At 33.8% G+C, this 26,014-nt stretch carries 23 protein-coding genes and 1 pseudogene; 13 read left to right on the plus strand and 11 right to left on the minus strand.

The annotated features are described in order from the left end of the window. Genes ACJQQZ_RS07780 through ACJQQZ_RS07790 form a run of 3 tightly spaced genes read right to left on the minus strand, consistent with a single transcriptional unit; the run spans nt 1 to nt 2,864 of the window. Entirely contained in the window at nt 1–954 is a 954-nt protein-coding gene (locus tag ACJQQZ_RS07780; RefSeq protein ID WP_002450379.1) for an osmoprotectant ABC transporter substrate-binding protein, read from the minus strand. A 21-nt stretch (nt 955–975) separates the two neighbouring features. Beyond that, entirely contained in the window at nt 976–1,611 is a 636-nt protein-coding gene (locus ACJQQZ_RS07785; RefSeq protein ID WP_002450380.1) for an ABC transporter permease, read from the minus strand. Beyond that, complete coding sequence (locus ACJQQZ_RS07790) at nt 1,611–2,864, minus strand: betaine/proline/choline family ABC transporter ATP-binding protein (RefSeq protein ID WP_002450381.1); 1,254 nt, start codon at nt 2,862–2,864, stop codon at nt 1,611–1,613. The genes ACJQQZ_RS07785 and ACJQQZ_RS07790 overlap by 1 nt, the downstream gene beginning before the upstream one ends. A 502-nt stretch (nt 2,865–3,366) precedes the next feature. On the opposite strand from ACJQQZ_RS07790, the gene ACJQQZ_RS07795 reads away from it, so the two are divergent. Beyond that, the gene (locus ACJQQZ_RS07795) at nt 3,367–4,146 is read left to right on the plus strand and encodes a (S)-acetoin forming diacetyl reductase (protein WP_002450382.1); all 780 of its coding nucleotides are present in this window, start codon (nt 3,367–3,369) and stop codon (nt 4,144–4,146) included. Between the two features lie 253 nt (nt 4,147–4,399). Here the strand turns inward: ACJQQZ_RS07795 and ACJQQZ_RS07800 are convergent. Next, nucleotides 4,400–5,000: pseudogene (locus ACJQQZ_RS07800) on the minus strand (YdeI/OmpD-associated family protein). A gap of 177 nt (nt 5,001–5,177) precedes the next feature. Here ACJQQZ_RS07800 and ACJQQZ_RS07805 point away from each other — a divergent pair. Then, nucleotides 5,178–6,890 (plus strand): APC family permease, encoded by a 1,713-nt coding sequence (locus ACJQQZ_RS07805; RefSeq protein WP_002450384.1) that lies wholly within the window; start codon nt 5,178–5,180, stop codon nt 6,888–6,890. Between the two features lie 129 nt (nt 6,891–7,019). After that, nucleotides 7,020–8,384 (plus strand): carboxylesterase family protein, encoded by a 1,365-nt coding sequence (locus ACJQQZ_RS07810; RefSeq protein ID WP_186364155.1) that lies wholly within the window; start codon nt 7,020–7,022, stop codon nt 8,382–8,384. Nucleotides 8,385–8,447: 63 nt separating this feature from the next. Here the strand turns inward: ACJQQZ_RS07810 and ACJQQZ_RS07815 are convergent, their stop codons facing one another. Beyond that, a complete protein-coding gene (locus tag ACJQQZ_RS07815) occupies nt 8,448–9,623 on the minus strand; it encodes an MFS transporter (protein ID WP_124227971.1) in 1,176 nt (391 codons plus the stop codon). A gap of 734 nt (nt 9,624–10,357) precedes the next feature. Between ACJQQZ_RS07815 and ACJQQZ_RS07820 the strand changes: the two genes are divergently transcribed. Continuing rightward, entirely contained in the window at nt 10,358–11,035 is a 678-nt protein-coding gene (locus tag ACJQQZ_RS07820) for a response regulator transcription factor (protein ID WP_002450388.1), read from the plus strand. Continuing rightward, nucleotides 11,028–12,497, plus strand: coding sequence for a HAMP domain-containing sensor histidine kinase (locus ACJQQZ_RS07825; protein ID WP_408023112.1), 1,470 nt, complete (start codon nt 11,028–11,030; stop codon nt 12,495–12,497). Before ACJQQZ_RS07820 ends, ACJQQZ_RS07825 begins: the two co-directional genes overlap by 8 nt. Before the next feature lie 61 nt (nt 12,498–12,558). Here ACJQQZ_RS07825 and ACJQQZ_RS07830 read toward each other — a convergent pair whose 3' ends face one another. The 4 genes from ACJQQZ_RS07830 to lnsB form a co-directional block, all read right to left on the minus strand. Next, nucleotides 12,559–13,332, minus strand: coding sequence for an ABC transporter permease (locus ACJQQZ_RS07830; protein ID WP_124227972.1), 774 nt, complete (start codon nt 13,330–13,332; stop codon nt 12,559–12,561). Continuing rightward, complete coding sequence (locus ACJQQZ_RS07835; RefSeq protein WP_002450391.1) at nt 13,325–13,987, minus strand: ABC transporter ATP-binding protein; 663 nt, start codon at nt 13,985–13,987, stop codon at nt 13,325–13,327. Before ACJQQZ_RS07835 ends, ACJQQZ_RS07830 begins: the two co-directional genes overlap by 8 nt. A gap of 147 nt (nt 13,988–14,134) precedes the next feature. Beyond that, nucleotides 14,135–14,923 carry a CPBP family intramembrane glutamic endopeptidase gene (locus ACJQQZ_RS07840; protein ID WP_002450392.1) on the minus strand — a complete coding sequence of 263 codons (789 nt, stop codon included), beginning with the start codon at nt 14,921–14,923 and terminating at the stop codon, nt 14,135–14,137. A gap of 30 nt (nt 14,924–14,953) precedes the next feature. Beyond that, on the minus strand, nt 14,954–15,706 hold the full coding sequence (lnsB, locus tag ACJQQZ_RS07845; RefSeq protein WP_002450393.1) for a CPBP family lipoprotein N-acylation protein LnsB: 753 nt from the start codon (nt 15,704–15,706) through the stop codon (nt 14,954–14,956). A 206-nt stretch (nt 15,707–15,912) separates the two neighbouring features. Between lnsB and ACJQQZ_RS07850 the strand changes: the two genes are divergently transcribed. The 4 genes from ACJQQZ_RS07850 (at nt 15,913) to arsC (ending at nt 19,621) form a co-directional block, all read left to right on the plus strand. Then, nucleotides 15,913–17,490 (plus strand): FMN-binding glutamate synthase family protein, encoded by a 1,578-nt coding sequence (locus tag ACJQQZ_RS07850; protein ID WP_002450394.1) that lies wholly within the window; start codon nt 15,913–15,915, stop codon nt 17,488–17,490. A 110-nt stretch (nt 17,491–17,600) separates the two neighbouring features. Beyond that, complete coding sequence (locus tag ACJQQZ_RS07855; RefSeq protein ID WP_002450395.1) at nt 17,601–17,921, plus strand: ArsR/SmtB family transcription factor; 321 nt, start codon at nt 17,601–17,603, stop codon at nt 17,919–17,921. Next, nucleotides 17,915–19,207, plus strand: coding sequence for an arsenite efflux transporter membrane subunit ArsB (gene arsB / locus ACJQQZ_RS07860; RefSeq protein ID WP_002450396.1), 1,293 nt, complete (start codon nt 17,915–17,917; stop codon nt 19,205–19,207). The genes ACJQQZ_RS07855 and arsB overlap by 7 nt, the downstream gene beginning before the upstream one ends. Nucleotides 19,208–19,222: 15 nt before the next feature. Next, complete coding sequence (gene arsC, locus ACJQQZ_RS07865; protein WP_107546615.1) at nt 19,223–19,621, plus strand: arsenate reductase (thioredoxin); 399 nt, start codon at nt 19,223–19,225, stop codon at nt 19,619–19,621. 59 nt (nt 19,622–19,680) lie between these two features. Here arsC and ACJQQZ_RS07870 read toward each other — a convergent pair whose 3' ends face one another. Continuing rightward, nucleotides 19,681–20,148 (minus strand): YehR family lipoprotein, encoded by a 468-nt coding sequence (locus tag ACJQQZ_RS07870; protein WP_124227973.1) that lies wholly within the window; start codon nt 20,146–20,148, stop codon nt 19,681–19,683. 159 nt (nt 20,149–20,307) lie between these two features. Here ACJQQZ_RS07870 and ACJQQZ_RS07875 point away from each other — a divergent pair, with 159 nt between their 5' ends. After that, on the plus strand, nt 20,308–21,384 hold the full coding sequence (locus tag ACJQQZ_RS07875) for a M42 family metallopeptidase (protein WP_002450399.1): 1,077 nt from the start codon (nt 20,308–20,310) through the stop codon (nt 21,382–21,384). Nucleotides 21,385–21,408: 24 nt separating this feature from the next. Then, nucleotides 21,409–21,579 (plus strand): hypothetical protein, encoded by a 171-nt coding sequence (locus tag ACJQQZ_RS07880; RefSeq protein WP_002450400.1) that lies wholly within the window; start codon nt 21,409–21,411, stop codon nt 21,577–21,579. Between the two features lie 60 nt (nt 21,580–21,639). Here the strand turns inward: ACJQQZ_RS07880 and ACJQQZ_RS07885 are convergent, their stop codons facing one another. Beyond that, nucleotides 21,640–22,458: an SDR family oxidoreductase gene (locus tag ACJQQZ_RS07885; protein WP_124227975.1), complete on the minus strand. Its 819-nt coding sequence runs from the start codon at nt 22,456–22,458 to the stop codon at nt 21,640–21,642. Nucleotides 22,459–22,714: 256 nt separating this feature from the next. Between ACJQQZ_RS07885 and ACJQQZ_RS07890 the strand changes: the two genes are divergently transcribed. Together ACJQQZ_RS07890 and ppx are read left to right on the plus strand one after the other, a co-directional pair. Next, nucleotides 22,715–24,253 (plus strand): AbgT family transporter, encoded by a 1,539-nt coding sequence (locus tag ACJQQZ_RS07890; protein WP_145505639.1) that lies wholly within the window; start codon nt 22,715–22,717, stop codon nt 24,251–24,253. A 227-nt stretch (nt 24,254–24,480) separates the two neighbouring features. Beyond that, nucleotides 24,481–26,013: an exopolyphosphatase gene (ppx, locus tag ACJQQZ_RS07895; protein WP_002450403.1), complete on the plus strand. Its 1,533-nt coding sequence runs from the start codon at nt 24,481–24,483 to the stop codon at nt 26,011–26,013. Nucleotide 26,014 lies beyond the last annotated feature (1 nt).

Below are 26,014 nucleotides of genomic sequence, written 5' to 3' on the forward strand. Positions count from 1 at the left end.
TTATTGACCACCTTTCTTACTATTTTTGTCGTTTTCGAAATAGTTATGTTTTTTCAAGTATTCTTCAGCAATGATAGCTGGTTCTTTACCTTTACCATCTGCTTCGTAATTTAATTTCTGCATTTCTTTAGTTGACACTTTACCTTCTAACTTTTTCAAGGCTGTATCTATTTTCGGATTATCTTTAATCACTTTTTCAGTCGCTAGTGGACTACCATCATACGGTGGGAAGAATTTACGATCGTCTTTTAAGATTTTTAAATCATATGCTGCAATACGACCATCAGTAGAATATCCTACAGCAACATCTAATTTTTTATTTTTCAGTGCATCATATACTAGTCCAATTTGCATTGGTCGTGCACTGGCAAATTTGAATCCATAATCTTTAACGAATGCTGGATAGCCATCGCCTGCTCTATTCATCCATTGTGTATCCATACCTAATCGTAATTCATCTTTATGTTTTTCTAAGTCTGATACTTTTTCTAAGTGATATTTCTTAGCTGTTTCTTTTGTCACCATAAACGCATACGTATTCGCAAAACCTAATGAATCATAATACTTTTGATCATATTTTTTCTTAAATAGTCTTTGTGATTCTGCCATGGCTTTTTTAGGATCTTTCGTCGGTTTGGCATTCAATACACTTGTTAATTCGGTACCTGTGTATCTAACCGCAGACATATTAACGTCACCGCGCTGTAATGCGTTATGTTGAATAATACTAGAACCTAAGTTACCTATAATTGTAGGTTTAATTTTGCCTTTAGTTTCATGTTCAATCATTAATTTTTCCATATTAGCAATGATTTTAGTTTCACTCGTCTCAGTTGTTGTAATTTTTACATCATTCTTTGAATTGCCGTCCCCTAAACCTGGCAAACTACACCCAGATAATACTAAGAGGGACAACGCAATAAGAATCACTGTATATTTGATATGTTTCTTCATATTGATAAATCCTCCCTTTTCTTATCTAGATACTTTTAAACCTTTAGGTACTGCCCATTTTTCAACTAATGATAGTAAAAAGTCGACAATTAGCGCTAGTAACGTAACTAATATTGCTGCACTAATAATCATTGGTGGTTGATATAAATTCAATCCGTTAAATACTAAATCACCAAGACCACCTGCGCCGACATAACTCGCTAATGTAGCCCAACTAATAACGTATACACTTGAAAGGCGTATACCACTAATAATCATAGGTAACGCTAATGGCATTTGAACATCTTTCATTAATTGAAATTGTGTCATTCCCATACTTTGTCCAGCTTGTATTACGTTTTTATCGATGTTTTTCACGCCGAGTACCGTATTATTTAATATTGGTAATAACACATAGATAAATAACGCTACGATCGCTGGTGTCTTTCCTACGCCAAAGATAGGTATCATAATGGCTAATACTGCTAATGTTGGAATAGTTTGTAAAACACCCGCAATGGTTAGAACCACATTGGCCGTTTTCGTTGTTCTAGACAATAAGATACCTAGCGGAACGGCTACGACGATTGCAATCAGTAAAGCAATGATAGAAATATAGAAATGTTCAATCGTCTTAGATACGAGCTGACTTCCATATTCATTCAAGAATGCTTTCATTATCGCTCATCTCCCGTTTCATGCTTATTCGCCTCTTCTGTAACACTAGCATCATCTTGTTGATGAGCTTGATGTTCTGAATTCGCTATATCACTTTCAACAGATTTGTCAGAAGGTTGCGCTAACTGTGTGTCACTTGATTCACCCCAAATAGAGTCATAAACGATATCAACTAAGTTAGCACGTGTAATTAAACCTATAAGGATATTGTCATCATCAACAACTGGAATATTTCTAACATTACGTTTTAAAATCGTACGCACTGAGTCTTGTAATTTCGAATCGATATGTACTTTATAAATATCACGCTGCATTGTATCAATCAGTTCTTTTCTTGCACGGAGTCCTTGATTGATATCCTCTATGTCTAAAAATCCTAATAATTTGTGATGATTATTTACAACAAATATTGTATCTACACGTTTCTCTCTCATGATATTGACCGCATCGTTAAGTGAATCATCTGCGTGTACTGTGATCGGTTTAATCATTGCGCCTTCAACCGTTTTCATATTTGGTCTATCTTGAATCAATCGATTCTGACCAATAAAGTCTTTTACAAAGTCATTGGCAGGATTTCTTAAAATATTGTCAGGTGTATCGAATTGTACAACTTTACCTTTCGACATAATACAGATTTTATCCGCCAATTTAATGGCTTCGTCCATATCATGTGTCACAAAAATAAATGTTTTACCTAATTTTTGTTGAAGTTCTTTCACTAAATCTTGCAGTGTATCTCGTGTAATTGGATCAAGTGCACCAAATGGTTCATCCATTAAGATAATATCTTGTTCAGCAGCAAGGGCTCTTACTACACCAATACGTTGCTGTTGACCACCAGATAGTTCTGCCGGATAACGGTCTAAATATTCTACTGGTAGGTCTACAAGTTTAATGAGTTCTTCCGCCTTTTGATCTTTCTTTTCTTTCGACCATTTTAGTAATTTTGGTACAAGTACAATATTTTCTCTAATAGTCATATGAGGCATCAAACCGATTTGTTGAATGACGTAACCAATACTTCTTCTTAATTCAACTGGGTTCATATTACGTACATCTTTGCCATTCATTTGAATTTGGCCATCTGTGGCTTCAATCATTCGGTTAATCATTCTTAAAGCAGTGGTTTTACCACTACCACTCGTCCCAATAAAGGCGATAAATTCACCTGATTCAATATCAAGCGTTAAATTATCTACTGCCTTTTTATTCCCAGAGTAAATCTTGGTTAAATTTTTAATGCTTAACATGATTGTTTTCCCCTTCCATATTGTAAAAATGACGAATTAATGCAATGACAATTAAAAAAGGCCCACAGAGCAGTTGTTAACAAAATAAAAATATTAGTTGAACAAGAGCACGAAGGCCTTTGCTTTTAAAAATTATAAACTCAAATAATGCGAATCACGCTTCATAAATGTTGTGCTCCCACCACATCATGATTTTTAATTGCTCGCATATTCGACAACGATATAAATATATACCCTATATAATTTTAGTAAACCTATTGCATTTTTACAAAATTAAACTATTCACCCTTAACATTTTTATATAGTTCTTTTTACATTTGATTAATTATATAAAAGGATAAATATGCTTAGTATTTTATAACCTTATGAATTATGAAAATTATTTTAAGAAATATTGACAATACATTGAATTATACTTTTATGTTACACATTTATAATTTTTTATTTCTTTTTTGTGCTATGTTGACCTTGTAATCAAAATATATACAAAGAAGGGTTTTATATGAGTCAAGAAAGCAAAGTAGCAGTTGTAACAGGTGGTGCACAAGGCATTGGGTATCAAATCGTTAAACGTTTATTTGATGATGGATTCAAAGTAGCCATTGTGGATTTCAACGGAGAAGGCGCAATTCAAGCGGCACAATCTTTAACACAAGATGACTCAAAAGTTTTAGCAATTAAAGCTGACGTAGCCAATCGTGATGATGTATTTAATGCTTTAAATCAAACAGTTGAACATTTTGGTGATTTTCACGTTTTAGTGAGCAATGCTGGTTTAGGACCAATGACACCCATTGATTCTATTACACCAGAAGACTTCGACAAAGTATATGGCGTCAATGTCAAAGGTGTTTTATGGGGCATTCAAGCCGCACATGCACAATTCAAACAATTAGGTCATGGCGGAAAAATTATTAATGCTACGTCTCAAGCTGGCGTAGAAGGTAATGCAGGCTTATCACTTTATAGTAGTAGTAAATTTGCTGTGCGAGGTTTAACTCAAGTTGCTGCACGTGATCTAGCACATGAATCTATTACAGTAAATGCATTTGCGCCTGGTATTGTTCAAACACCAATGATGGAAGGTATTGCTAAGAAAACTGCTGAAGAAGCTGGACAACCTGAATCTTGGGGTTGGAAACAATTTACTGATCAAATTGCCTTAGGTAAACTTTCACAACCTGAAGATGTATCAAATGTTGTTAGTTTCTTAGCTGGCAAAGATTCAGATTATATTACTGGCCAAACGATTATTGTTGATGGTGGAATGAGATTCCATTAATCCTCTTTATTAAATGCTTAAACACTCATAAAAATAAGAAGAGGGACAGAAATATATATTTCAAGTTACATTCATATTTAGGCAGTAGTCGACTGTAAAGTCATTCTATTTCTTTAGAAATTAGTATTTCTTATGCATGAGTTTCACTCATGCATTCCTAGTTTAAAGTACACATTAGCTGTGGCTAATGCGTAAGAACCACTACATCATAAATGATTAGTGGTTCTTTATTATTTCTGTCCACTCCCTCTTGCTATTTATCATGCATACCTTTTCCTTCTAAGATGTGATTAATATATTTGTCCACTCTTTTTTGTCTGGTATCTGCACGTTTGGCATCACCAATATGATGCAAGTATTGACGTTGTCTTCCAGGTGTTAATTGATCGAACGCTTTTTTTAATTCTGGCATCGCATCGAATTGTTGTTGTAATTCCTCTGGCACCTCAAAATCTTCTGTTTTCTTTAATTCAACTTGTTTACCAGGCTTTTCAATGTCAATAGCTTGTGTCACATAATCAACAATTTCTGCTTTACGTGATTGAATTTCCTCTAAAGTTGTAAATCGTAGCTGTCTTGCAGCTTGTACATTTTTAGTTTGTCTAATTAAAGTATTTTTTGGAATCTTCAATAAGTGCACCTTTAAAGAATAAAAGTGCTACATACGTTTTAAAACCATGAATAAGAACCACATTTTTATTATTAATCGTGTAACAAGGGTGCATCCATTTATAATCTTCGTCCAACTCGTCAAAATCCACTATAAGTTCTCTTAAATAATTATATTCTTCTTTCCATTGGCTATCTTTTTTCAAAAATTTTTCTACTTCCAAATTGTTATTTTTCTCTACCATGTCATTGCCCTACTTTCTACTGATTCTGCCATTTATCCACTATTATAAACTAAAATATTAAAAAAACTAATTTTATACATTTAAATAAAAATTACAATATACACATTTGACTAATATTTTAACTAGCGTATAATAATGGCGTAGTATTTTCAGAATATAAAAGAATGAGGAGTCAATATGGCAAATAAAAATGAAACAGAATCGAATAACAGTAAGATTAATCTGCCCCAGTTAGTGTTACTCGGATTAGGGTCATTAATTGGTTCAGGCTGGTTATTTGGTGCTTGGGAAGCATCGTCAATTGCAGGACCAGCAGCTATCATTTCTTGGATTATTGGATTCGTCGTTATAGGAACCATCGCCTATAACTACATTGAAATTGGAACTATGTTCCCACAATCTGGTGGTATGAGTAACTATGCTCAATATACACATGGTTCATTACTCGGATTCATAGCCGCTTGGGCAAACTGGGTATCACTCGTAACAATTATACCTATTGAAGCAGTTTCAGCTGTTCAATATATGAGTTCTTGGCCTTGGGATTGGGCTAAACCGATGGGTAGTTTAATGAAAGATGGTTCAATCAGTACAACAGGTTTAATCGCCGTTTATGCTATTATTATTATCTTCTCTTTATTAAATTACTGGTCAGTTAAATTATTAACTTCATTTACTAGTTTAATTTCTTTCTTCAAACTTGGTGTTCCATTATTAACAATTATTATGTTAATGGTTTCAGGATTTGATACAGGAAATTATGGTCACTCAACTGGCACATTCATGCCGTACGGTAGTGCACCAATCTTCGCAGCAACAACAATGTCAGGTATTATTTTCTCATTTAATGCATTCCAAACAATCATTAATATGGGATCAGAAATTAAAAGCCCTGAAAAGAACATTGCGCGTGGTATTGCTATTTCACTTACAATTAGTGCTGTACTTTATATCGTGTTACAAAGTACATTCATCACTTCTATGCCACAGTCAATGATTCATGAACATGGTTGGAGCGGTATTAACTTCAACTCACCATTTGCTGACATGGCCATTTTATTAGGTTTAAATTGGTTAGCTATTTTACTTTATATTGAAGCCGTAGTGTCACCATTTGGTACTGGTGTATCATTTGTTGCTGTAACTGGTCGTGTATTACGCGCCATGGAAAAAAATGGGCACATTCCTAAATTCTTAGGTAAAATGAATGAAAAATATAAAATTCCTCGTGTTGCAATTGTGTTTAACGCAATCATCAGTATGGTAATGGTTACACTATTCCGTGACTGGGGTACGTTAGCAGCAGTTATTTCAACTGCAACATTAGTTGCTTATCTAACTGGTCCAACTACAGTTATTGCATTACGTAAAATGGGTCCTAAGATGACACGTCCATTTAGAGCTAAAATTTTAAAATTCATGGCCCCATTATCATTCGTTCTTGCGTCACTAGCTATTTATTGGGCAATGTGGCCAACAACAGCAGAAGTTATATTAATCATCATTTTAGGTTTACCAATTTACTTCTTCTATGAATATAAAATGAATTGGAAAAACACTAAAAAACAAATCGGCGGAAGCTTATGGATTATTGTTTATCTCGTCGTACTTTCATTCCTATCATTTATTGGTAGTAAAGAATTCAAAGGTTTAAACTGGATACATTATCCATGGGATTTCTTAGTTATCATCATTGTTGCCCTTATTTTCTATCAATTAGGTGCTATTAGTTCATTCGAAAGTGTCTACTTCAGACGTGCTAAGAAAATGAATAGCAATATGGGTGATAAACTTAAGAAACGTAAACGTCGTGAGAAGCGCGAAAAAATTGCTGAAAAACGACAAGAACAACAAGATAAAGAAGAAAAACGCCAAAACAAAGAACACTAAACTCATAAATCAAATTAAAACTGCTAACGATTATAAACATCGTTAGCAGTTTTTTTATACATATAGCTGACTTTAATCATTTATTATATAGTGTTATTAAAGATGACTTTGAAAGGACGAATGACTATGGTGGTTAACATAACTTTAAATAACCGTATCGTTAAAGGTATTTATAGTAATGAAAATGATATTGACGCATTCCTTGGTATTCGCTATGCCCATCTCATGCATGGTCGATTTAAACATTCTGAATTGATTACTTCATTGCCTAAATCAATTGACGCAACCTTTATCAATCATATCCCCCCACAACCGTATAACCAACTTGAAGATTTTTTCTCAAGTGATGTTTCCTTTCATTTCAATCAATTTACACAAGATGAAGACTGTCTATATTTAAATATATGGCGACGTCATCACTCTCAGAATAAACACCGACCTGTCATCATCTATTTTTATGGTGGCGGATTTGTCAATGGTCATGGTAGCGCTGATCTATATCAACCTCAATCTGTAGTTAAACAGGAAGATGTGATTGTTGTCACATTTAACTATCGATTAGGCGCTTGGGGATTTTTAGATTGGTCCTTTTTTAAATCAAATTATGATTGTAATAATGGGCTCTCCGATCAAATCAATGCTATCAAATGGGTACACCAACATATTAAAGATTTCGGTGGCGATCCTAATAACATTACACTAATGGGTCAATCTGCAGGGAGTATGAGTATCATGGCTTTGATGCAATTACCAGAGACAGAACCCTATTTCCATAAAGTGATGTTACTAAGTGGTACATTGCGCTTAGACAATCAGAAAATAGGTCATGAAAAAGCGCAAAGATTTAGTGAAATCATAGCGGAACAATATCCTAACTCAACCATAACATCGTTAACTACAGAAAATATCAAGGATATCATGAATTTAGACCAATCCTCTCGTGGTAAGTCCAAAGGTTTAGAATTAATTTATGCACCTATTCAAATATCATCAATGACTATGGATAATCCCAATTTCTCAAAGTCAATCTTTGTTTCTTATACGCAACATGAAGGTGACATTTATATAAAAAATGAATCTCGAAAATTATCACCTGAGCGCTTTGTTAAAGCTATGGCTTTTAATGGTGTAGAAATAGAAGTCAGTGATGCCATTAGTGCGCAACAACAATCTAAATGTATCACTGACTATATATTTCAACAACCCGCACATAATTTTTTGAAAAGCATCAGTCATAATCCCAACAGATGGCTAGCTTCCTTTCAATGGCACCAACCAAACAGTACCAATTATCACTCTGCTTATCACATTTTAGATATGATCTTTTGGTTCGGTCATTTGTACATTTTAAAAGCTAATGGTTTAGATGTCACGACTCACGAACGTGAATTAAGTATGGAAATGATTCACGACCTTGCATACTTTGCAAGATTTAGTAGGATGCCATGGCTGCCATATCAAGTGGGTCATACAACACCACATATTTATGAATAAAAAAGGGAGTGGGACAACGAAATCAATTTTAAGAAAATGTTATTTCTGTCCCACTCCCTTTCATTATGCTTCTTTTTTAGCAAAGTGAATATTCTTTAATGTAAGGGTAACGACTAATCCTAGAAAGCCAATCAATGCACTTGTGTAAGTCACTGCATGTACTGATAGGTGTGATACAACTAAACCACCGATTATGCCACCCATTCCGATCCCTGCGTTTAAGCTAGACATATTCCAACTCATCACCTGGCTTGTATCTCCTTCAACATGTTCAATGAGACCACTCTGTACTGCTGGATTCGTACTCCATTGCATAATATTCCAAACAAATAATCCAATTAATAGCATGATAGTACCGGATAATATGAAATTTAAAACAAGCATCATAACAATAAATATCGTAATAGAGATAATTAACCAACGCTTACTTGTCCATTTATCTGCAAAGATACCTCCCAATGATGTACCTATCACACCTGCAACACCATTAATTAATAGCGCTAGTGATACAAATGACATTTCATGTCCGTTTGATAGTATCAGTGGATTAATATATACAAATGTGACTGAGTTCGCTACTAAAATTAAAAATGTAATTATAATAAATTTAGCTACTTCAGCTGGACGTAACACTTTAGATGTAACCTGATTAGAATGGTCAGCATCTGCATGATTTGCATGACTCAATTCATGTTCTTTAGGTAAATACATTATCATTAGTATACCTACAATGACACTGACAGCGACAATAAATATAAAAGTAAAACGCCAACCTACCCAATCGCCTATTAATGTTCCAATAGGTACACCAAACACGTTGGCACCACTAAATCCTGAATAGACAACACCAATCATCTTACCTCGATTCTTAGGTGAAGTTAACATGGCAGTCAACGCAAGTACCTTAACAATAATGAGTGATGCTGCTGCAGATGACAAAATACGTCCTATCACTAAAATAGTGAAATTAGGCGCTATTGCTATAATTAAATTCCCTATAATAAAAGTTACTAATGTCCAAAGTAATACCGATTTAGCTTTAAAACGTTGCGTCACTTTAACCAGAATCGGTCCACAAATGGCAAATGTTAAAGCATATAACGTAACAAGTTGGCCAATGACGGCTTCAGATACATGTAAATCTTGGCTCATTAAATTCATAATACCTGCTACCATCATCTCGACCATACCAACGATAAACACACTAAAAATGAAAGTAACGATACGCATCATCGACATTTTTCATATCCCCCTTTCATAAATTTTTCAATGTTTATAGCATAAAAAAACAGCTACAAACCCATTTAACTAAGATAAGTAACTGTTTCATTATATAATATTTTTTCATTATTTTGTTTGTCAGGAAATCAAAAGTTTAAAACTTTTCTTCATTAATCACATGGTTAATAAACTCAAGTGCAATGATAATAATAATTGCTCCAAAGACACCCCCATTTACAAAATATGAATTATGTAAGAGTGTCTCCATCCCAAAATCAACATTTAATGTATTTTCTATTAATACCATAATAAATCTAAATATGTTGTATATAAATAATATTAACAATATAAAGGATAGTATATATCCTATAACTTTCATTTCTGACACCCTCTACTATAATTTATTTTGGTATCCTTCTTTTTCTTTCTTTCTTCTACAAAATATAATAATGTAGCACACGTCGAACCACCTAAGATTGTGCTAGGATATTCTAAAATCATACTTAAGAAAGCTATTTGATTGTATATTGCTATACTACGCACAGTATATAAAAATAATGTAGCGATGATAAAAAAGCATGACATTTTAAATACTAATTTCATCAAACCATCTCCTTAACTTATATCTAACTTTATTTTATTTAGTCATCATAAATCAGTATTTATTTATAGTTTAAATTTTCCTTAAATCTTAAAAAGATAATAGTTTAACTATTTAAAAAGGATTAAAATGAATCCAAGAGGTGTAAAAAATGAGTAGCCAAATTTTGATTATTGAAGATGATAAAGATATACAAGAATTAATTAAATTATCTTTAACAACTAAAGGACTATCATCTATAGACACTGCAGATGATATAAATGAAGGACAGCGTCTTATTAACCAAAATCATTACCATGTCATACTATTAGATTTAAACTTAAAATCGGAAGATGGTTACGAATTAATGAAATTTGTGGACCTATCACAAACATCCGTTATTGTGGTGACTGCTAAAGAAGAAAATTTGGAGTTATACAGAGGTTTTGAAAAAGGCGTTGTAGATTATATCAAAAAACCTTTCGATCCCATGGAACTATACTATAGAGTATCTCTTCATTTAAAAGACGACTCAAATGATTTTTATCAACTTGGAAATCTAAAGGTCAATTTTAAAAGCGGAGACGTTTTTGTTAATCATAAACCAGTTTCACTTACGGCTAGAGAACTAGATTTACTATATTTTTTTATTAGTAACAAAAATCAAATTCTATCTAAAGAACAAATTTATTCAAAAGTATGGGGCTATGAAACATTCGTAGATGATAATACATTAATGGTTCACATTAGAACATTACGACGTAAAATTGAAGAAAATCCTAATCAACCAAAGTTTATCAAAACAATGCGTGGCAAAGGTTACATATTTAAGGGTGAGAATCATGAATAGACGATTTTTACTAAAATTCTTCAAATATTTAGCTGTATACTTATCTTTGACAATCATCATTGCAATGATAACAGTTACAGCAATAATAAATGTAACGATTAAAGACATTTATAATGATCTAAATAGTATTGAACCAGATTTTTTTATTTTTAACGAACCCATAGATAAACCATCACAACATATCAAAGACTTAGCTAAAAAAGACCATGCCAATATATATTACACGGATAAATATGGTCATATTTTATATCCAAATAAGCTAAAACATAGAAATATTAAACCTATTATCTTAGACAATATTAACTATGCTAATGCTGTCCCAACATATAAAGATGAAAGAACCTATTTCGTTTTTATTTATAAAAATCACAGTAGTATAAATATAGCAAATAAGAATCAAATCCAATCACGCAAACTACTACAAAGTGTGACCACCCATGATTATAATAAGTATGATTACAATTATCATAATAATAAATTAAGTTTTCGACTAAACCATAATAAGCGTCCTATTTTAAATAAAGATCAAATCAATGATGATCCAACAGATAATTTAAAAGAAGTTCCCTTAATACTATTAATCACTATAATTATAGATGTCTTTTTAGCACTGATTACATCTTATTTAGTATCAAAGCGTTTAACAAAACCATTAAGTTATTATATTGACTGGATTAGTAATTTGTCTCACGAAAAATTGCACCAACCAACAACTAAAGGTAATATCAAAAAATATAGTAAGACTTTCCCAGAATTACACACATCTCTATCTACGTTAAATCAACAATTGTTGCAAGATAAAATCTATCAAAATCAGATTCATTATTATAAATCAAAATGGATTTCTCAAATATCTCATGATTTAAAATCTCCACTGACATCTATTTATGGTTATTCTAAAATTATTGAGGTCAATCAATCAAATCAGAAATATGTAGCGCTTATATCTGAAAAAGCTAAGTATATGGAAGAATTAATACAATCATTAAACAAAGACTTTGATAATGAAACAAATCAAATGAAAAATGATAAAGAGAGTTTTCCAATTCAAAGTACTGTTGAAAAATTTGTACAAACACTTGGTTATGAAAACATTGATTTAACCTTCCTATTTGATTATGACGAATTATTTTATGGTAATAAATTATACTTTGAAAGAACTTTGATTAATCTTATTGAAAATAGTATTGAACATAATAATCGTAATCCAAAAATAGATATATTATTCGATAAAATTGAAAATACCCTTTTAATCGACTATAAAGATGATGGTAAAGGCATTTCAAATATTAATGATGATATATTCAAATCAGGTTATAGTACAAAAGAAACTCAAACAGAAAATCATGGTTTAGGATTAACTATAGTTAAAGAAGCTGTTGAATATCATAATGGAACAATTCATATTATTCCTTCTCAAAACGGTGTACACTTTAAAATCAAATTTATTTCCACGATATAAAAATAGCCAATCAATGAAAAGTCGTCTTATCATTGATTGGCTATTTATTTTGTATGTTTCATTAACTTGTCTTGATGTCTGTATTTCTTGCGATTAATTGGTGTCTCGCATTGAAGAATTGGCCGTAACTCATGTATGTGGCAATGAGTGTTGACATAATCGTAGCTGTTGTATGTATGAATACCACTAACAATTGGAATTTAATAGCTTGTAATGGCGGCACCCCACCAATAATCAATCCTGTCATCATACCTGGTATAGAGACAAGCCCATATGTTTTAACGGAATCAATTGTTGGCACGATAGCTAATCTAATACTTTCTCTAATTGATGATTTAGACGCAAGTTTGGGTGTTGCAGCTAACGTTAATTTAGATTCTATTTCGGAAACATCTTGTACAAATGCACGATCTAAATTTTGATAGGCTAAATTAATCGCAATTAAACCATTATTGGCTAACATCCCACCTATTGGTATCACTTCATTAGCTGTAAAATCAATGGCCCCTGTTGCAATCGTACCTGCTAATGGTAATGCCGTACCTACAAATATTGCAACAAATGAAATCCAAAACACATGATGCATTACTGGGGATGCACGTTGAATGGTATTCCAAGATGCATTGATGATAATCACTAACACGCATAAGATGAGTAACCATTTATCATTTATTTTAAAAATATAATGCAGTAAGAAGCCAAGAATGAGCAATTGAATGGTCGCTCTTATCGTTGCTACCACTAAATCTTTAATAATATGTAAGCCTTCCTTATAAGAGATGAGGATAGGGATAAACAATAACAACGCTGTTAAACATAATGCTATATTACTCATGTTGATTCAACTCCTCAATCTTATCAATTTCACCATCAATAATCGTCATTCTCTTTTGAAAATGTCTCATACTTTGGTCATCACTATGTGTAATCCATAAAATGGCAATGCCTTCTTTTGCCATTTTAAAAATAATATCTTCTACGCGTTCTTTATTATGTGTATCTAAAGCACTTGTCGATTCATCTAGTAATAAGACTTCGGGGTCAAACATTAATTGTCGTGCAATCGTGATGCGTTGTTTTTCTCCTCCTGACATATGTTCAGTTTCTGCAGATAAATCATAGTCACCTAGCCCTACTTTTTTTAAAAGGTTAAGGGCTTTATCTTTATCAAATACTTGGTCTCTCGCTTCTGAAGGAAACTTCATATTATCTTCAATCGTTGTACCTATCATCTCACTTTGTTGCATTAAGTAACTTACTTTCATACGAATACTTTCAGGTGCGTAGTCATGATAAGGTTTACCGTTTAAATACAATGTGCCCGATGTAGGTTCAATCAAATGATTAAGTTGCTTTAAAAGTGTGCTCTTTCCACTTCCGGAAGGTCCAATAATCGCTATAGTGTCACCTTTATCCACCTTGAAATTAATATCCTTTAAAATTGTTCGGTGATCCGCTTCATAAGTTAAATGTTCAATTTCTAATAACATGTTACACGCTCCTTTAAATCCCATTACACTACTCATTCCCATTTTACTACGTTAAATAACAATATAATTAATTTTTATGATAATTTAAATTACAAAAAAAGAGAATGTGCTTTTATACACATCCTCTCACTATTTATTTTTAACAATTTATAGAGTAAATAAAATCACTATAAAAGAAATCGCGTTGTTAATCATATGAAGGGCAATCGAAGCTGCTAAATTACGTTTCGTAAGGTGATAAGCAGCCACAAAACCACTTGCCATAATTACATAAGGTCCTAATTCAAATGGAGATTGTGCTTCTGTCACATGTACCCCTGCAAACAATAGAATTGAAACCACATACATCAGGCCATATGTTAGTTTCTTACCTAACTCGTGAATCAATAAATGCCTGAACAATAGTTCCTCTACTATAGGTGTCACAATGACAATATCTAGAAACAGTACCGGCCACATCCATGCAGAAGTAAACATTTTTTCTAACATTTTATTATTTTCTGTATCACTAAACTGATATTTCTCTGGTAAAAATTCAACCATTATACCATACAACATATTCAATAAGTACATGATAACGATAATAATAATTAAAGTTACAATGTATTTTTTAAGGTCCTTCACTCTTTGGATAGCTAGTGGAATGAGTGTCTTTTGATGCATTAAATAAAATAATAATAGGACTAAGCACATACCAACGAAACCAAATACAGTAGCAAAATTAATACCAATCTCATTAACCCTACTATCAGATTTGATTTCCAGTGATATCGCAACGATGGCACCAATCATCATACCAATCATTGGAAATACGAATTGTCCCACAATAAGGTAAGCCACTATCAGCCAAAAATCTCTTTTAACTATCTTCTTAGATGCAAATTCATTTTGTTGTTGATGCGAATCTATGGGTTGTTGTGTAGATTGGTTTTCCATAAATGACTCCTTTTCACTCTAAAATTAGTTTTACATGATTAACATTTTGAATACCATGATGATAAATAACACGCATTGTATACCTGCTTGATAAAGATATGCCGCAGCTAAATTCATACCTGATTTAATATAAATCACTGTTGAACCTAATGCCATTATTAAAAATGGCAACATTTCCCACACACTCATCATATCGTACACATGAACCATAGTCTCAATCATAATAGAAAGTATGATTGTTACAGCGGTAGGCCATTTCTTACTTAATTCATGTATGATGATGTGTTTATAAATAATAACCTCAACCATCGGACGTAAGATAACCATTGATATCATGGTAAAACATAGTGCTGATGGATAATGAAATAATCCCTCAACTCTTCTTTCATATTGTGTTGGCCCTATACCAAACATGTTAAAAAGCCATCTCAATAGGCACATTACTATAACGACGCCGATAATGGTTAACAATATATGTAAGGTCTTGTTTCGAGCATAGTGTAACTGCCTTTTCATGACTTGAGCAATATCAAATTTATGCATCGCGAAAAAGATAAATAATACTAAAAATTGGGCTAATACAAATCCAATACTTAAAGATAAGTTATATAAAAACTGGGCTGGTGGTTTTTGAGTGATCATGGCTGTTAATCCTAGTGTTCCAAACACAATTATGATAGGTACCACCATTTGAAATAATATGTATATCGGTATGATTAAAAAATCTTTTTTCATGATTTGTGGTTGGTTCCATATGTCACGTTGTCTTTGCTGTTGACTCATGTGTCACCTCCTCAATCGTATTCTATCATAATTACTTTATCATTTTATGATTCATATTAATACATTATTTAACTTAACTTTCCTAATATAAATATTTCATAAATTTATACAATTAAAATTCTACAATATAAATTTAACCGGTTTCATTGTAAAACATAAAGAAAAGTGTATCATAGTGTTGGAGTAATGATTAAGGGGGCATTTTAATGAGTGTACTGACTACAATGCAGTTTATCGTCAACATCATTATTATGATTTTTTTATTGGGGGCATTATTGCTAGGTATCATCTGGCTAATCAAAGATAAAAGACAAACACAACATAGTGTATTAAGAAACTATCCACTATTAGCTCGTATTAGATACCTTTCTGAAAAAATGGGACCAGAACTTAGACAATATTTATTCTCTGGTGATAATGAAGGTAAACCATTCTCTCGTACAGATTATAAAAATATTGTACTAGCAGGAAAATACAATTCAAGAATGACAAGTTTTGGGACAATGTCAGATTATGAAGATGGTTTTTACATACAAAATACTATGTTTCCACTACAAGCGAGTGAATTAAAAGTTGATAATACGACACTACTTTCAACTTTTATTTACCAAATCGAGAATGAACGCTTATTTAGTCGTGATGAACATCGTAAAAGTAAGCAAGTGGATCCATTCTTTTTAACTGATGACAATGCGGTAGTTCTTGGTGAACATCTAGAACATCCTTATAAGATTAAACGTTTAGTTGGCCAATCAGGTATGAGTTACGGTGCTTTAGGTAAAAATGCTATTTCAGCTTTATCTAAAGGTTTATCTAAAGCCGGTACATGGATGAATACAGGTGAAGGTGGTCTATCAGAATATCATCTTAAAGGTGATGGCGATATCATTTTCCAAATTGGGCCAGGGCTATTCGGTGTCAGAGACAAAGCGGGTAATTTCAGTAAAGAACAATTTAAAACAGTGGCTGAACGTAAGAATGTACGTGCTTTCGAGTTAAAATTAGCGCAAGGTGCCAAAACACGTGGTGGACATATGGAAGGAAATAAAGTGAATGAAGAAATCGCTAAAATCCGTAATGTAGAACCATTTAAAACGATTAACTCACCGAACCGCTTCGAATTTATTCATAATGCTACAGACTTGCTCAATTGGGTAGACGAAATACAACAACTAGGCCAAAAGCCAGTTGGATTTAAAATTGTTGTCAGTCGTGTTGAAGACATCGAGACACTAGTCAAAACCATGGTGAAACTAAATAAATATCCAAGTTTCATCACTGTGGATGGTGGCGAAGGTGGTACTGGTGCAACATTCCAAGAGCTTCAAGATGGTGTTGGATTACCTTTACTAACTGCCCTACCTATCGTGTCTGGCATGTTAGAGAAATATGGTGTACGAGATCGTGTGAAAATTTTCGCATCAGGTAAACTGATCACACCAGACAAAATTGCTATTGCTCTTGGTTTAGGTGCCGATTTAGTTAATATCGCGCGTGGCATGATGATTAGTGTAGGTTGTATCATGAGTCAACAATGTCATATGAATACATGTCCTGTTGGTGTTGCTACAACAGACCCAAAGAAAGAAAAAGGATTAATTGTTGATGAAAAGCAATACCGAGTAACCAACTATGTCACAAGTTTACATGAAGGTTTATTTAATATTGCTGCAGCTGTAGGCGTATCAAGTCCAACAGAAATCACTGCAGACCATATCATTTACCGAAAATTAGACGGCGGTACACAAACCATCCACGATTACAAATTAAAATTACTATCATAATAAGGTGTACATACAAGGCGATTACTTTACAAGTGGTCGCCTTTTTCTGTGCTTTTATCATAGACACTCATATATATAGATGATAATCTATATATGTTTTGGAGGTAATTATGTCATATCAACAATTAGCATCTATATTAAAAGTATTATCCGATGAAAATCGATTGGAAATTTTAGATATTTTATCATGTGGTGAACTATGTGCGTATGATTTACTACAACATTTTGAAATTTCCCAACCTACATTAAGTCACCACATGAAAGTTTTAGTTACATATCAATTTGTCACAACTAGAAAGGTAGGCAATAAACGCTTTTATCAATTAAATCATGAATTTTACACACAAATCATTGATAATTTAAACCTTATTAATACAACACATGATCAGTGTGTATGTCAGTCAGTGAAACGAGGTGATCATTCATGTTGACAACCCTTGCTATCGTCATATTCCTTATCACACTCGTCTTTGTAATTTGGCAACCGAAAGGATTAGATATTGGTATTACTGCTGTCATTGGTGCCATCATCGCAATCATTACAGGTGTTGTTAGCCTTTCAGATGTAGTTGAAGTGACTCAAATTGTTTGGAATGCCACACTCACCTTTGTCGCAATTATATTGATATCGTTAATTCTAGACCAAATCGGCTTTTTCGAGTGGGCAGCATTACACATGGTCCGAGCATCTAAAGGTAATGGTCTCATCATGTTTGTTTTAATCATGATTCTTGGTGCGATTGTCGCTGCTTTCTTTGCCAACGACGGTGCTGCATTAATCTTAACCCCTATTGTTTTAGCTATGGTCCGTCATTTAGGATTCAATGAGAAAATGGTCTTTCCATTTATTATTGCAAGCGGGTTTATCGCAGATACGACGTCGCTACCAATGATTATTAGTAATTTGGTTAATATTGTCTCAGCCGATTACTTCGGCATAGGTTTTGGTGAATATATGAGTCGTATGATAATACCTAATCTATTCTCATTAATCGCTAGTATCGTTGTTTTATGGATTTATTTCAGAAAATCAATTCCGAAACGTGTCGATACCACTCATATCAATCATCCATCATCTGCCTTAAAAGATTTACGTCTATTCCGAATCTCATGGATTGTCCTTGTAGTATTGATGATTGGCTATTTCGTAAGTGAATGGCTTCAAATACCTGTTTCATTGATTGCAGGTGCCATTGCCATCATTTTTATTTTACTCGCACGACAATCCAAAGCCGTTCATACGAAACAAGTCATTAAAGGGGCACCATGGAATATTGTTATCTTTTCAATTGGTATGTATCTAGTCGTTTTTGGCTTGAAAAATGCCGGTATCACAACTATATTAGCTGATACACTATCACATATTTCCGTTCATGGTTTATTCGCAAGTATTATGAGTATGGGCTTTATCTCAGCTATTCTCTCTTCAATGATGAACAATATGCCAACTGTCTTAATTGATGCGATTGCGATTGGTCAGTCAGGCGTATCTCATTCACTTAAAGAAGGTATGATCTATAGTAATGTGATTGGTTCAGATCTAGGTCCTAAAATCACACCGATTGGTTCACTAGCGACATTATTATGGTTACATGTATTAGCACAAAAAGGTGTCAAAATTTCATGGGGAACATATTTTAAAACAGGTATTGTGATTACTATTCCAGTCCTATTCTTCACATTACTAGGCTTATATTTAACGTTAATTATTTTTTAATAAGGAGTTCTAAACATGACAAAGAAAATCATTTATTTCATTTGTACTGGCAATTCATGTCGTAGTCAAATGGCTCATGGCTTTGCTGAAAATATTTTAGATTCAAGTTGGGAGGTATATTCAGGCGGTATTGAAACACATGGTGTAAATCCAAAGGCTATCGAAGCTATGAAAGAAGTTAATATCGATATTTCACAACATACATCAGATTTAATACAACAAGATATTCTAAATCGTGCTGACTTAGTCGTTACATTGTGTAGTCATGCTGATCAACACTGTCCTACTATACCACCATCAGTAAAGAAAGAACATTGGGGCTTCGACGACCCAGCCGGTAAAGATTGGTCGGAATTCCAACGTGTTAGAGATGAAATTAAAGTAGCTATCGAAAACTTTAATCAACAACAATAAAACACATAAAATAAAAAGCCAGTACATGCGATAGCAATTGCATGTACTGGCTTTTATTATTAATCGTCATGGTCGGTCATATTACTTTTTTCTTTTAAACCATTACGTTTCATTTGGCTAACTGTTTTATCTAAACTTACTTTATTATTTTTACCTTTGACTGATACAAAGCCTAATTTTTTCTTCAATTGATCGATATCAGCTTTTTCGTAATCGATGTCTATATGTTCCACAGCTTTATCATCTTTGTAATCAATTTTGAATGATACACCTTTGTCACCTTTAAATGCCTTCTCATCTTTCTTTAACATATCTTTGGCTTGTGCTTTATCAATACCTAAATCATCATATTTCAAAGTACCTATTGTAGATTGTTTCAATACTTCGTCACCTTTATATGTAATCGACGTAATAATCTGTTTACCATTAACGTCACCCTCGAACGTTTTCGTTTGCTCTTTACTACAAGCAGCTAGTGTAATCGCACTTAATGCGATAACTACTAGAAGTGAAACTAGTTTTTTCATATGATCGCCTTCTCTCACTTGTTTGTTGGGGCAATGGTACCATTACCTGATTTATTATTGATATTAATATACCCTTATTCCTTAAACATTTCCATCAATACATACCATTAAATGTCCTATGTTAAACTATATGTAACTAATGATTGGGAGGATGATGGTATGACTGAGTCTATACAATTACTTAAAGAACTGACTGCTGCCAATGGTATTGCAGGTCGAGAAATGCAAGTGAAGTCTATAATGAAACATTATTTATCACCAATAAGTGATGCAATCGTAGAAGATAATTTGGGTGGCATATTCGGTAAAAAGACCGCCACAAATGGTTCTAAATCTATTTTAATATCAGGACATATGGATGAAGTGGGTTTCTTAGTAACTAAAATTGATAAAGATGGTTATTTATCATTTAATCCAATTGGTGGTTGGTGGAACCAAGTCATGCTTTCACAAAAAGTGACTGTCACAACAGATGATGGTAAAGCATTAAGAGGTATTATCGGTTCTAAACCACCACATGTACTATCTCCTGAAGAACGTAAGAAAACCGTAGACATTAAAAATATGTATATCGATATTGGTGTGAATAGTAAGGAAGAAGCTGAGCAAGCCGGCGTGTCAGTTGGCAATATGGTCACACCATACAGTGAATTCGAAACACTAGCGAATGATAAATATATGACTGCTAAGGCATTTGATAATCGTTATGGTTGTGCATTAGCTATCGACGTTCTCAATGAACTAAAAGATGAAACGATAGATATTAACTTATATTCAGGTGCCACAGTACAAGAAGAAGTTGGATTACGTGGTGCGAAAGTGGCTGCACAAACCATTCAACCTGACTTAGCCATTGCAGTAGACGTGGCAGTCGCATTTGATACGCCAGGAATGTCTGGTCAAACAAGTGACAGTTATTTAGGTGGGGGCCCTGTTGTCATTATGATGGATGCTTCAAGTATCGCACACGAAGGATTACGTCAACATGTCAAAGAAGTCGCAAAACAACATCATATTGATGTTCAATGGGATACTACACCTGGTGGCGGTACAGATGCAGGTAGTATTCATGTTGCGAATGAAGGTATTCCTACAATTACATTGGGTGTCGCCCTTCGTTATATGCACTCTAATGTATCGGTCATTCATAAAGATGATTATGATCGTTCAGTACGTCTTGTTGCTGAAATTGTGCGCTCATTAAATGATCATACGTATAACAATATCAAATGGTAAGCTAATCCTTTGGGAGGTGACTTTATGATACTATTTGGCCCATTAAAATGTTCTCATTGTCAACGTGAACTTAAAGAAGATGAGCCTATCTATATTAAAGTTAAAGGAAAAGATCTTCATGGATATACTCACTTAGGCGGTTGGGCCGACCAACAATATAAGTTATGTGAAGCATGTGCAAAGCAACTCAAATAGATTTAAAGCCAAGATGTCACTTATTTCCTGGGACATCTTGGCTTTATTACTTATATATGATTATTTGATTGATTTCTTCCAACTATCATCACTTAACATTTCACCTGGCCATGTATATGCCATCACGCCACCATCAATACGAGTCGTTTCACCTGTAATAAATGAACTATCGTCAGACGCTAAGAATGTTACTAATTTACCTACTTCATCTGGTGTACCTAAGCGTCCTAATGGCGTCACCCATTTTTGATTTTCACGGAATGTTTGCCCCGCTTCATCTTGAGCCGTACCAGCTAAATTATCTACTAATGGTGTTTCTATCGTGCCCGGTGCAATGGCATTAGCACGGATATTGTCACGACCATATTCAATAGCAATGGATTTCGTAAAGTTAATCACTGCACCTTTAGCAGCATTATAACCAGAACGATAAAGATCTGCTGCTTGCCCAGAGAATGAAGCCGTATTAATGATTGAACCACCATTATCCATCATTAACGGTAAAAGGAATTTCGTTACTAAGAATGTACCTCTCATATCTACACCCATAATTTTATCAAATACTTCAACTGGGTATTCATGAATACGTCCTGCACCATTATCAACACCCGCATTGTTAAATAATATATCTACATGCCCAAATTCCGATTTAATTTGGTTTGCAAAGGTTTGAACTTGTTGCTCATCAGAAATATCTACTTGAAATGCTGTCGCTTGTCCACCTTGTTGTTTAATATCTTCAACTGTTTGATTTAATTGATCAGAAATGTCTAAAGCCAAGACGTGTGCACCTTCTTGGGCTAATACATTGGCAGAAGCTTGACCAATACCTGTACTTGCACCTGTCACAACTGCTACTTTATTCTCTAAACGTTTCATATAACGTCACTCTCCTCAATATTTTCCTAAAATGAAATCTTAGTATTGTTGTTCCACTTTCATAATAGGACTAAACGCCGTAATGACAATGATAACGCTTTAATTCAAAATAAATACTTCAGATCTTGATCACACATATTGAATTTACATTTACTAACGAATCATATATACTTCTTTTTAAATTTCAGAAAATTCTTATCATTATATGTAATATTTGCTATACTTTTAGATAATTTAACTAAGGAGTGGTTCATGAATGGCAACAAACTCAAAGCAAAAACCATCAATCGTTAGTAAATTTTTAAATGGGGTCGAATGGGTAGGTAATAAATTACCTGATCCAACGGTACTCTTCTTCTTAATGTGTGTCGGACTTGCCATTATTACTTGGTTTGTTTCTCTATTCAATGTTTCCGTCAAACATCCAGGTAACGGCGAAACTATTCATATCAAAAGTATTCTAAGCCATGATGGCTTTGCCATGATTATGAATGATGCTATTAAGAACTTTTCTGAATTCCCTGCCCTTGGGCTTGTACTAGGCGTCATGATTGGTATTGGTGCCGCTGAAAAATCAGGTTATTTCGATAAACTCATGATTTCAGTGGTCAATCGAGCACCAAAGAAGTTAATCGTCCCTACCATCATTTTGATTGGTATCGTTGGTAGTACAGCTGGTGATGCAGCAACGATTATCTTACCACCTTTAGCAGCAATGCTATTTATCAAGATTGGTTATCACCCTATCGCAGGTCTAGCAATGGCGTATGCATCTGCTGTTGGTGGATTTTCTGCCAATTTAGTCGTAGGTATGCAAGATGCGTTAGTCTATTCATTTACAGAACCAGCTACAAGAATTGTATCTGAAAAGATTAAAACCAATGTAGCTATGAACTGGTATTTCATTGCAGCCAGTGTAGTTGTGTTATTACCTACCATTCACTTAGTGACAACAAAGTTAATTATTCCTAGACTTGGTAAGTATGACGATTCAGATGCACACGATGATATGGAAGAGACGTCTTCTCATATCACACCTGTTGAGAAAAAGGCATTATTTTGGGCTAATATGAGTTTCATCGTCTTACTTGTGTTACTCATCATTTGTGCCATTCCAGAGCATAGCTTTTTAAGAAATGCTAAAACAGGCAGTCTACTTGATGATGCACCTTTAATTAATGGTGTCGGTCTCATTATCTTAGTCATCTTCTTAGTACCGGGTGTGATATACGGTGTCTTAAGTCATGAAATTAAAAACACTAAAGATTTAGGACAAATGATTACTGATTCAATGTCATCTATGGGCTCGTTCATTGTCATTGTATTCTTTGCAGCACAACTCCTCGCCTTCCTAGAATGGAGTAACCTTGGTGTAATTACAGCAGTTAAAGGTGCCAAATTACTACAACATCAAAATGGTATTGTACTGATTATTGGTGTCATCTTCCTAAGTGCACTCGTCAATATGCTAGTGGGTAGTGCCTCTGCTAAATGGGGTATTTTAGCACCAATCTTTGTGCCAATGCTTATTTTAGTCGGCTTTCACCCTGCCTTTACTCAGGCTATATATCGAGTAGGCGATTCCATTACTAATCCAATCACACCAATGATGCCTTACCTACCGTTGTTGTTATCTTATGCTCAAAAGTATGATGAAAACATGAAACTCGGCACCCTACTTTCAAGTCTAATGCCATATTCAATCGCCTTAACGATTGTATGGACACTATTCACACTCATTTGGTTCTTACTAGGTATTCCAGTCGGACCCGGTGGACCACTACATGTAAAATAAATAGATTGCATCATCTTTAAGCCACTTCCAACAGACATGGAAGTGGCTTATTTTCAAGTACAATTAAGAAAGAAAACATGTTGAACTTAGACAATCTTTTTTGATTTACAAAAAGATGAAATTTTCTTAGAAAAATACCTTAAAATTCTTTTCATTTTATATAACTCATGTAAAATGAAATTAAATAGGGGTATGACAATTGTTCCCATAAAACATAGGAGGCAGTGATGGAAGAACGTATTGGTTTAATAGATATTGGTTCAAATACCATTCGTCTTGTTATTTTTGGATTTGATAAAGACACAGGTCTAAACGAAATCCTTAATATTAAGACGCCCGCACGTCTAAGTCAGTATTTAACTAAAGATAACGATATGAATGACGAAGGGATTCAAGTACTTACAGACGCGTTAAGTAGCTTTAATAAAGTAGCAACGACATTTAAAGTAGACGAATTACATCCAATTGCAACTGCAGCAATTCGTCAATCAAATAATCAACAAGATATTATCAAAAAAGTAAAAAAAGACACAGGTGTAGAGATTAAAATCGTTCCTGAAGAGGATGAAGCATTTTACGGCTATTATGCCATTTCACATACAACTGATATTGAAGATGGTGTCTCAGTTGATATTGGTGGCGGATCTACAGAGGTCACTTTATTTAAAGATAAAAAATTAAAGGCTGCACACAGTTTTCCATTTGGTGTTGTATCGCTCAAACGTCAATTCTTTGGTGACAAAGATCATAATGATAAATCAGCGATTAAAAGTATGGAGAAATTCTTATCAGAGCAATTCGGTCAACTTGACTGGCTTAATGATCAAGATGTCGCACTTGTTGGTGTAGGTGGCTCAGCACGAAATGTAGCTCGAATACACCAGTCAGAGCATTCTTATCCTATTGGTGGTGTTCATAACTACACGATGTCAGATAGAGATATCGAAGAAGTATATGACTTAATTCGTAAAAGTTCAAGAGACGACTTAACTAACCTAGACGGATTAAGTCGCGACCGTGTAGACATTATCTTACCTGCCGTTTCAGTCTTTAAAACACTATATAAGAAAGTGGATGCGACTCAGTTTACTTTCTCAAGAAAAGGTATTCGTGAAGGTTATGTAATGAATCTCATTCGTCAACGTTATCCAGAAGAATTTTCAAAAGATAATGTAAGACAAGATGCTTTACGCCATTTAGCAAACGAATATCACATTGAAGCAAGCAGTGCTAATCGTCGTCTTAAACTAGCAGAATCACTATTATCGCAACTATTAAAACGTTCAGATTTGAAATTAAGCGACAAAGATAAAGAGCTCTTCGTTGAAGGTGCCTATCTTTATTATTTAGGTAGTTTTATCGATTCTGATTCAAGTTCACCACATACCTACTATCTAATTGCTAACTCAATGATCAACGGCTTTTCACATAAAGATCGTGTTAAGTTAGCATTACTTGCAAGTTTTAAAAATAAATCACTACTTAAGTTCTACTGCAAAGAAACACATTGGTTCGGTAGTAAAGAGACCGAAACGATTCAAGCCTTAGGTGGTATTATCAAATTTGTGAATGCACTCAATATTTCTCATACAAGCTTTGTTGAAGAAGTTGAACTCAAAGCGAAGAAAGACGATAAATATGAGCTTCACGTGTTCTACAAAGGGGAACCCATCGCCGAAGAATATCAAGCAAATCGTCAAAAAAAACATATTGAAAAGATATTAAAAGGTAAAGTCACGATCGTCTTTACAAAATCTTAAT

Origin of the sequence: Staphylococcus sp. KUGN1 (assembly GCF_045984185.1) — a bacterium.
Lineage (GTDB): Bacteria > Bacillota > Bacilli > Staphylococcales > Staphylococcaceae > Staphylococcus > Staphylococcus warneri_A.

Excerpts from the sequence above, each read along its gene's own strand:
- ACJQQZ_RS07780 (WP_002450379.1), bottom strand. The coding sequence starts at position 954 with ATGAAGAAACATATCAAATATACAGTGATTCTTATTGCGTTGTCCCTC.
- ACJQQZ_RS07785 (WP_002450380.1), bottom strand. The coding sequence starts at position 1,611 with ATGAAAGCATTCTTGAATGAATATGGAAGTCAGCTCGTATCTAAGACG.
- ACJQQZ_RS07790 (WP_002450381.1), bottom strand. The coding sequence starts at position 2,864 with ATGTTAAGCATTAAAAATTTAACCAAGATTTACTCTGGGAATAAAAAG.
- ACJQQZ_RS07795 (WP_002450382.1), top strand. The coding sequence starts at position 3,367 with ATGAGTCAAGAAAGCAAAGTAGCAGTTGTAACAGGTGGTGCACAAGGC.
- ACJQQZ_RS07805 (WP_002450384.1), top strand. The coding sequence starts at position 5,178 with ATGGCAAATAAAAATGAAACAGAATCGAATAACAGTAAGATTAATCTG.
- ACJQQZ_RS07815 (WP_124227971.1), bottom strand. The coding sequence starts at position 9,623 with ATGTCGATGATGCGTATCGTTACTTTCATTTTTAGTGTGTTTATCGTT.
- ACJQQZ_RS07820 (WP_002450388.1), top strand. The coding sequence starts at position 10,358 with ATGAGTAGCCAAATTTTGATTATTGAAGATGATAAAGATATACAAGAA.
- ACJQQZ_RS07825 (WP_408023112.1), top strand. The coding sequence starts at position 11,028 with ATGAATAGACGATTTTTACTAAAATTCTTCAAATATTTAGCTGTATAC.
- ACJQQZ_RS07830 (WP_124227972.1), bottom strand. The coding sequence starts at position 13,332 with ATGAGTAATATAGCATTATGTTTAACAGCGTTGTTATTGTTTATCCCT.
- ACJQQZ_RS07835 (WP_002450391.1), bottom strand. The coding sequence starts at position 13,987 with ATGTTATTAGAAATTGAACATTTAACTTATGAAGCGGATCACCGAACA.
- ACJQQZ_RS07840 (WP_002450392.1), bottom strand. The coding sequence starts at position 14,923 with ATGGAAAACCAATCTACACAACAACCCATAGATTCGCATCAACAACAA.
- lnsB (WP_002450393.1), bottom strand. The coding sequence starts at position 15,706 with ATGAGTCAACAGCAAAGACAACGTGACATATGGAACCAACCACAAATC.
- ACJQQZ_RS07850 (WP_002450394.1), top strand. The coding sequence starts at position 15,913 with ATGAGTGTACTGACTACAATGCAGTTTATCGTCAACATCATTATTATG.
- ACJQQZ_RS07855 (WP_002450395.1), top strand. The coding sequence starts at position 17,601 with ATGTCATATCAACAATTAGCATCTATATTAAAAGTATTATCCGATGAA.
- arsB (WP_002450396.1), top strand. The coding sequence starts at position 17,915 with ATGTTGACAACCCTTGCTATCGTCATATTCCTTATCACACTCGTCTTT.
- arsC (WP_107546615.1), top strand. The coding sequence starts at position 19,223 with ATGACAAAGAAAATCATTTATTTCATTTGTACTGGCAATTCATGTCGT.
- ACJQQZ_RS07870 (WP_124227973.1), bottom strand. The coding sequence starts at position 20,148 with ATGAAAAAACTAGTTTCACTTCTAGTAGTTATCGCATTAAGTGCGATT.
- ACJQQZ_RS07875 (WP_002450399.1), top strand. The coding sequence starts at position 20,308 with ATGACTGAGTCTATACAATTACTTAAAGAACTGACTGCTGCCAATGGT.
- ACJQQZ_RS07880 (WP_002450400.1), top strand. The coding sequence starts at position 21,409 with ATGATACTATTTGGCCCATTAAAATGTTCTCATTGTCAACGTGAACTT.
- ACJQQZ_RS07885 (WP_124227975.1), bottom strand. The coding sequence starts at position 22,458 with ATGAAACGTTTAGAGAATAAAGTAGCAGTTGTGACAGGTGCAAGTACA.
- ACJQQZ_RS07890 (WP_145505639.1), top strand. The coding sequence starts at position 22,715 with ATGGCAACAAACTCAAAGCAAAAACCATCAATCGTTAGTAAATTTTTA.
- ppx (WP_002450403.1), top strand. The coding sequence starts at position 24,481 with ATGGAAGAACGTATTGGTTTAATAGATATTGGTTCAAATACCATTCGT.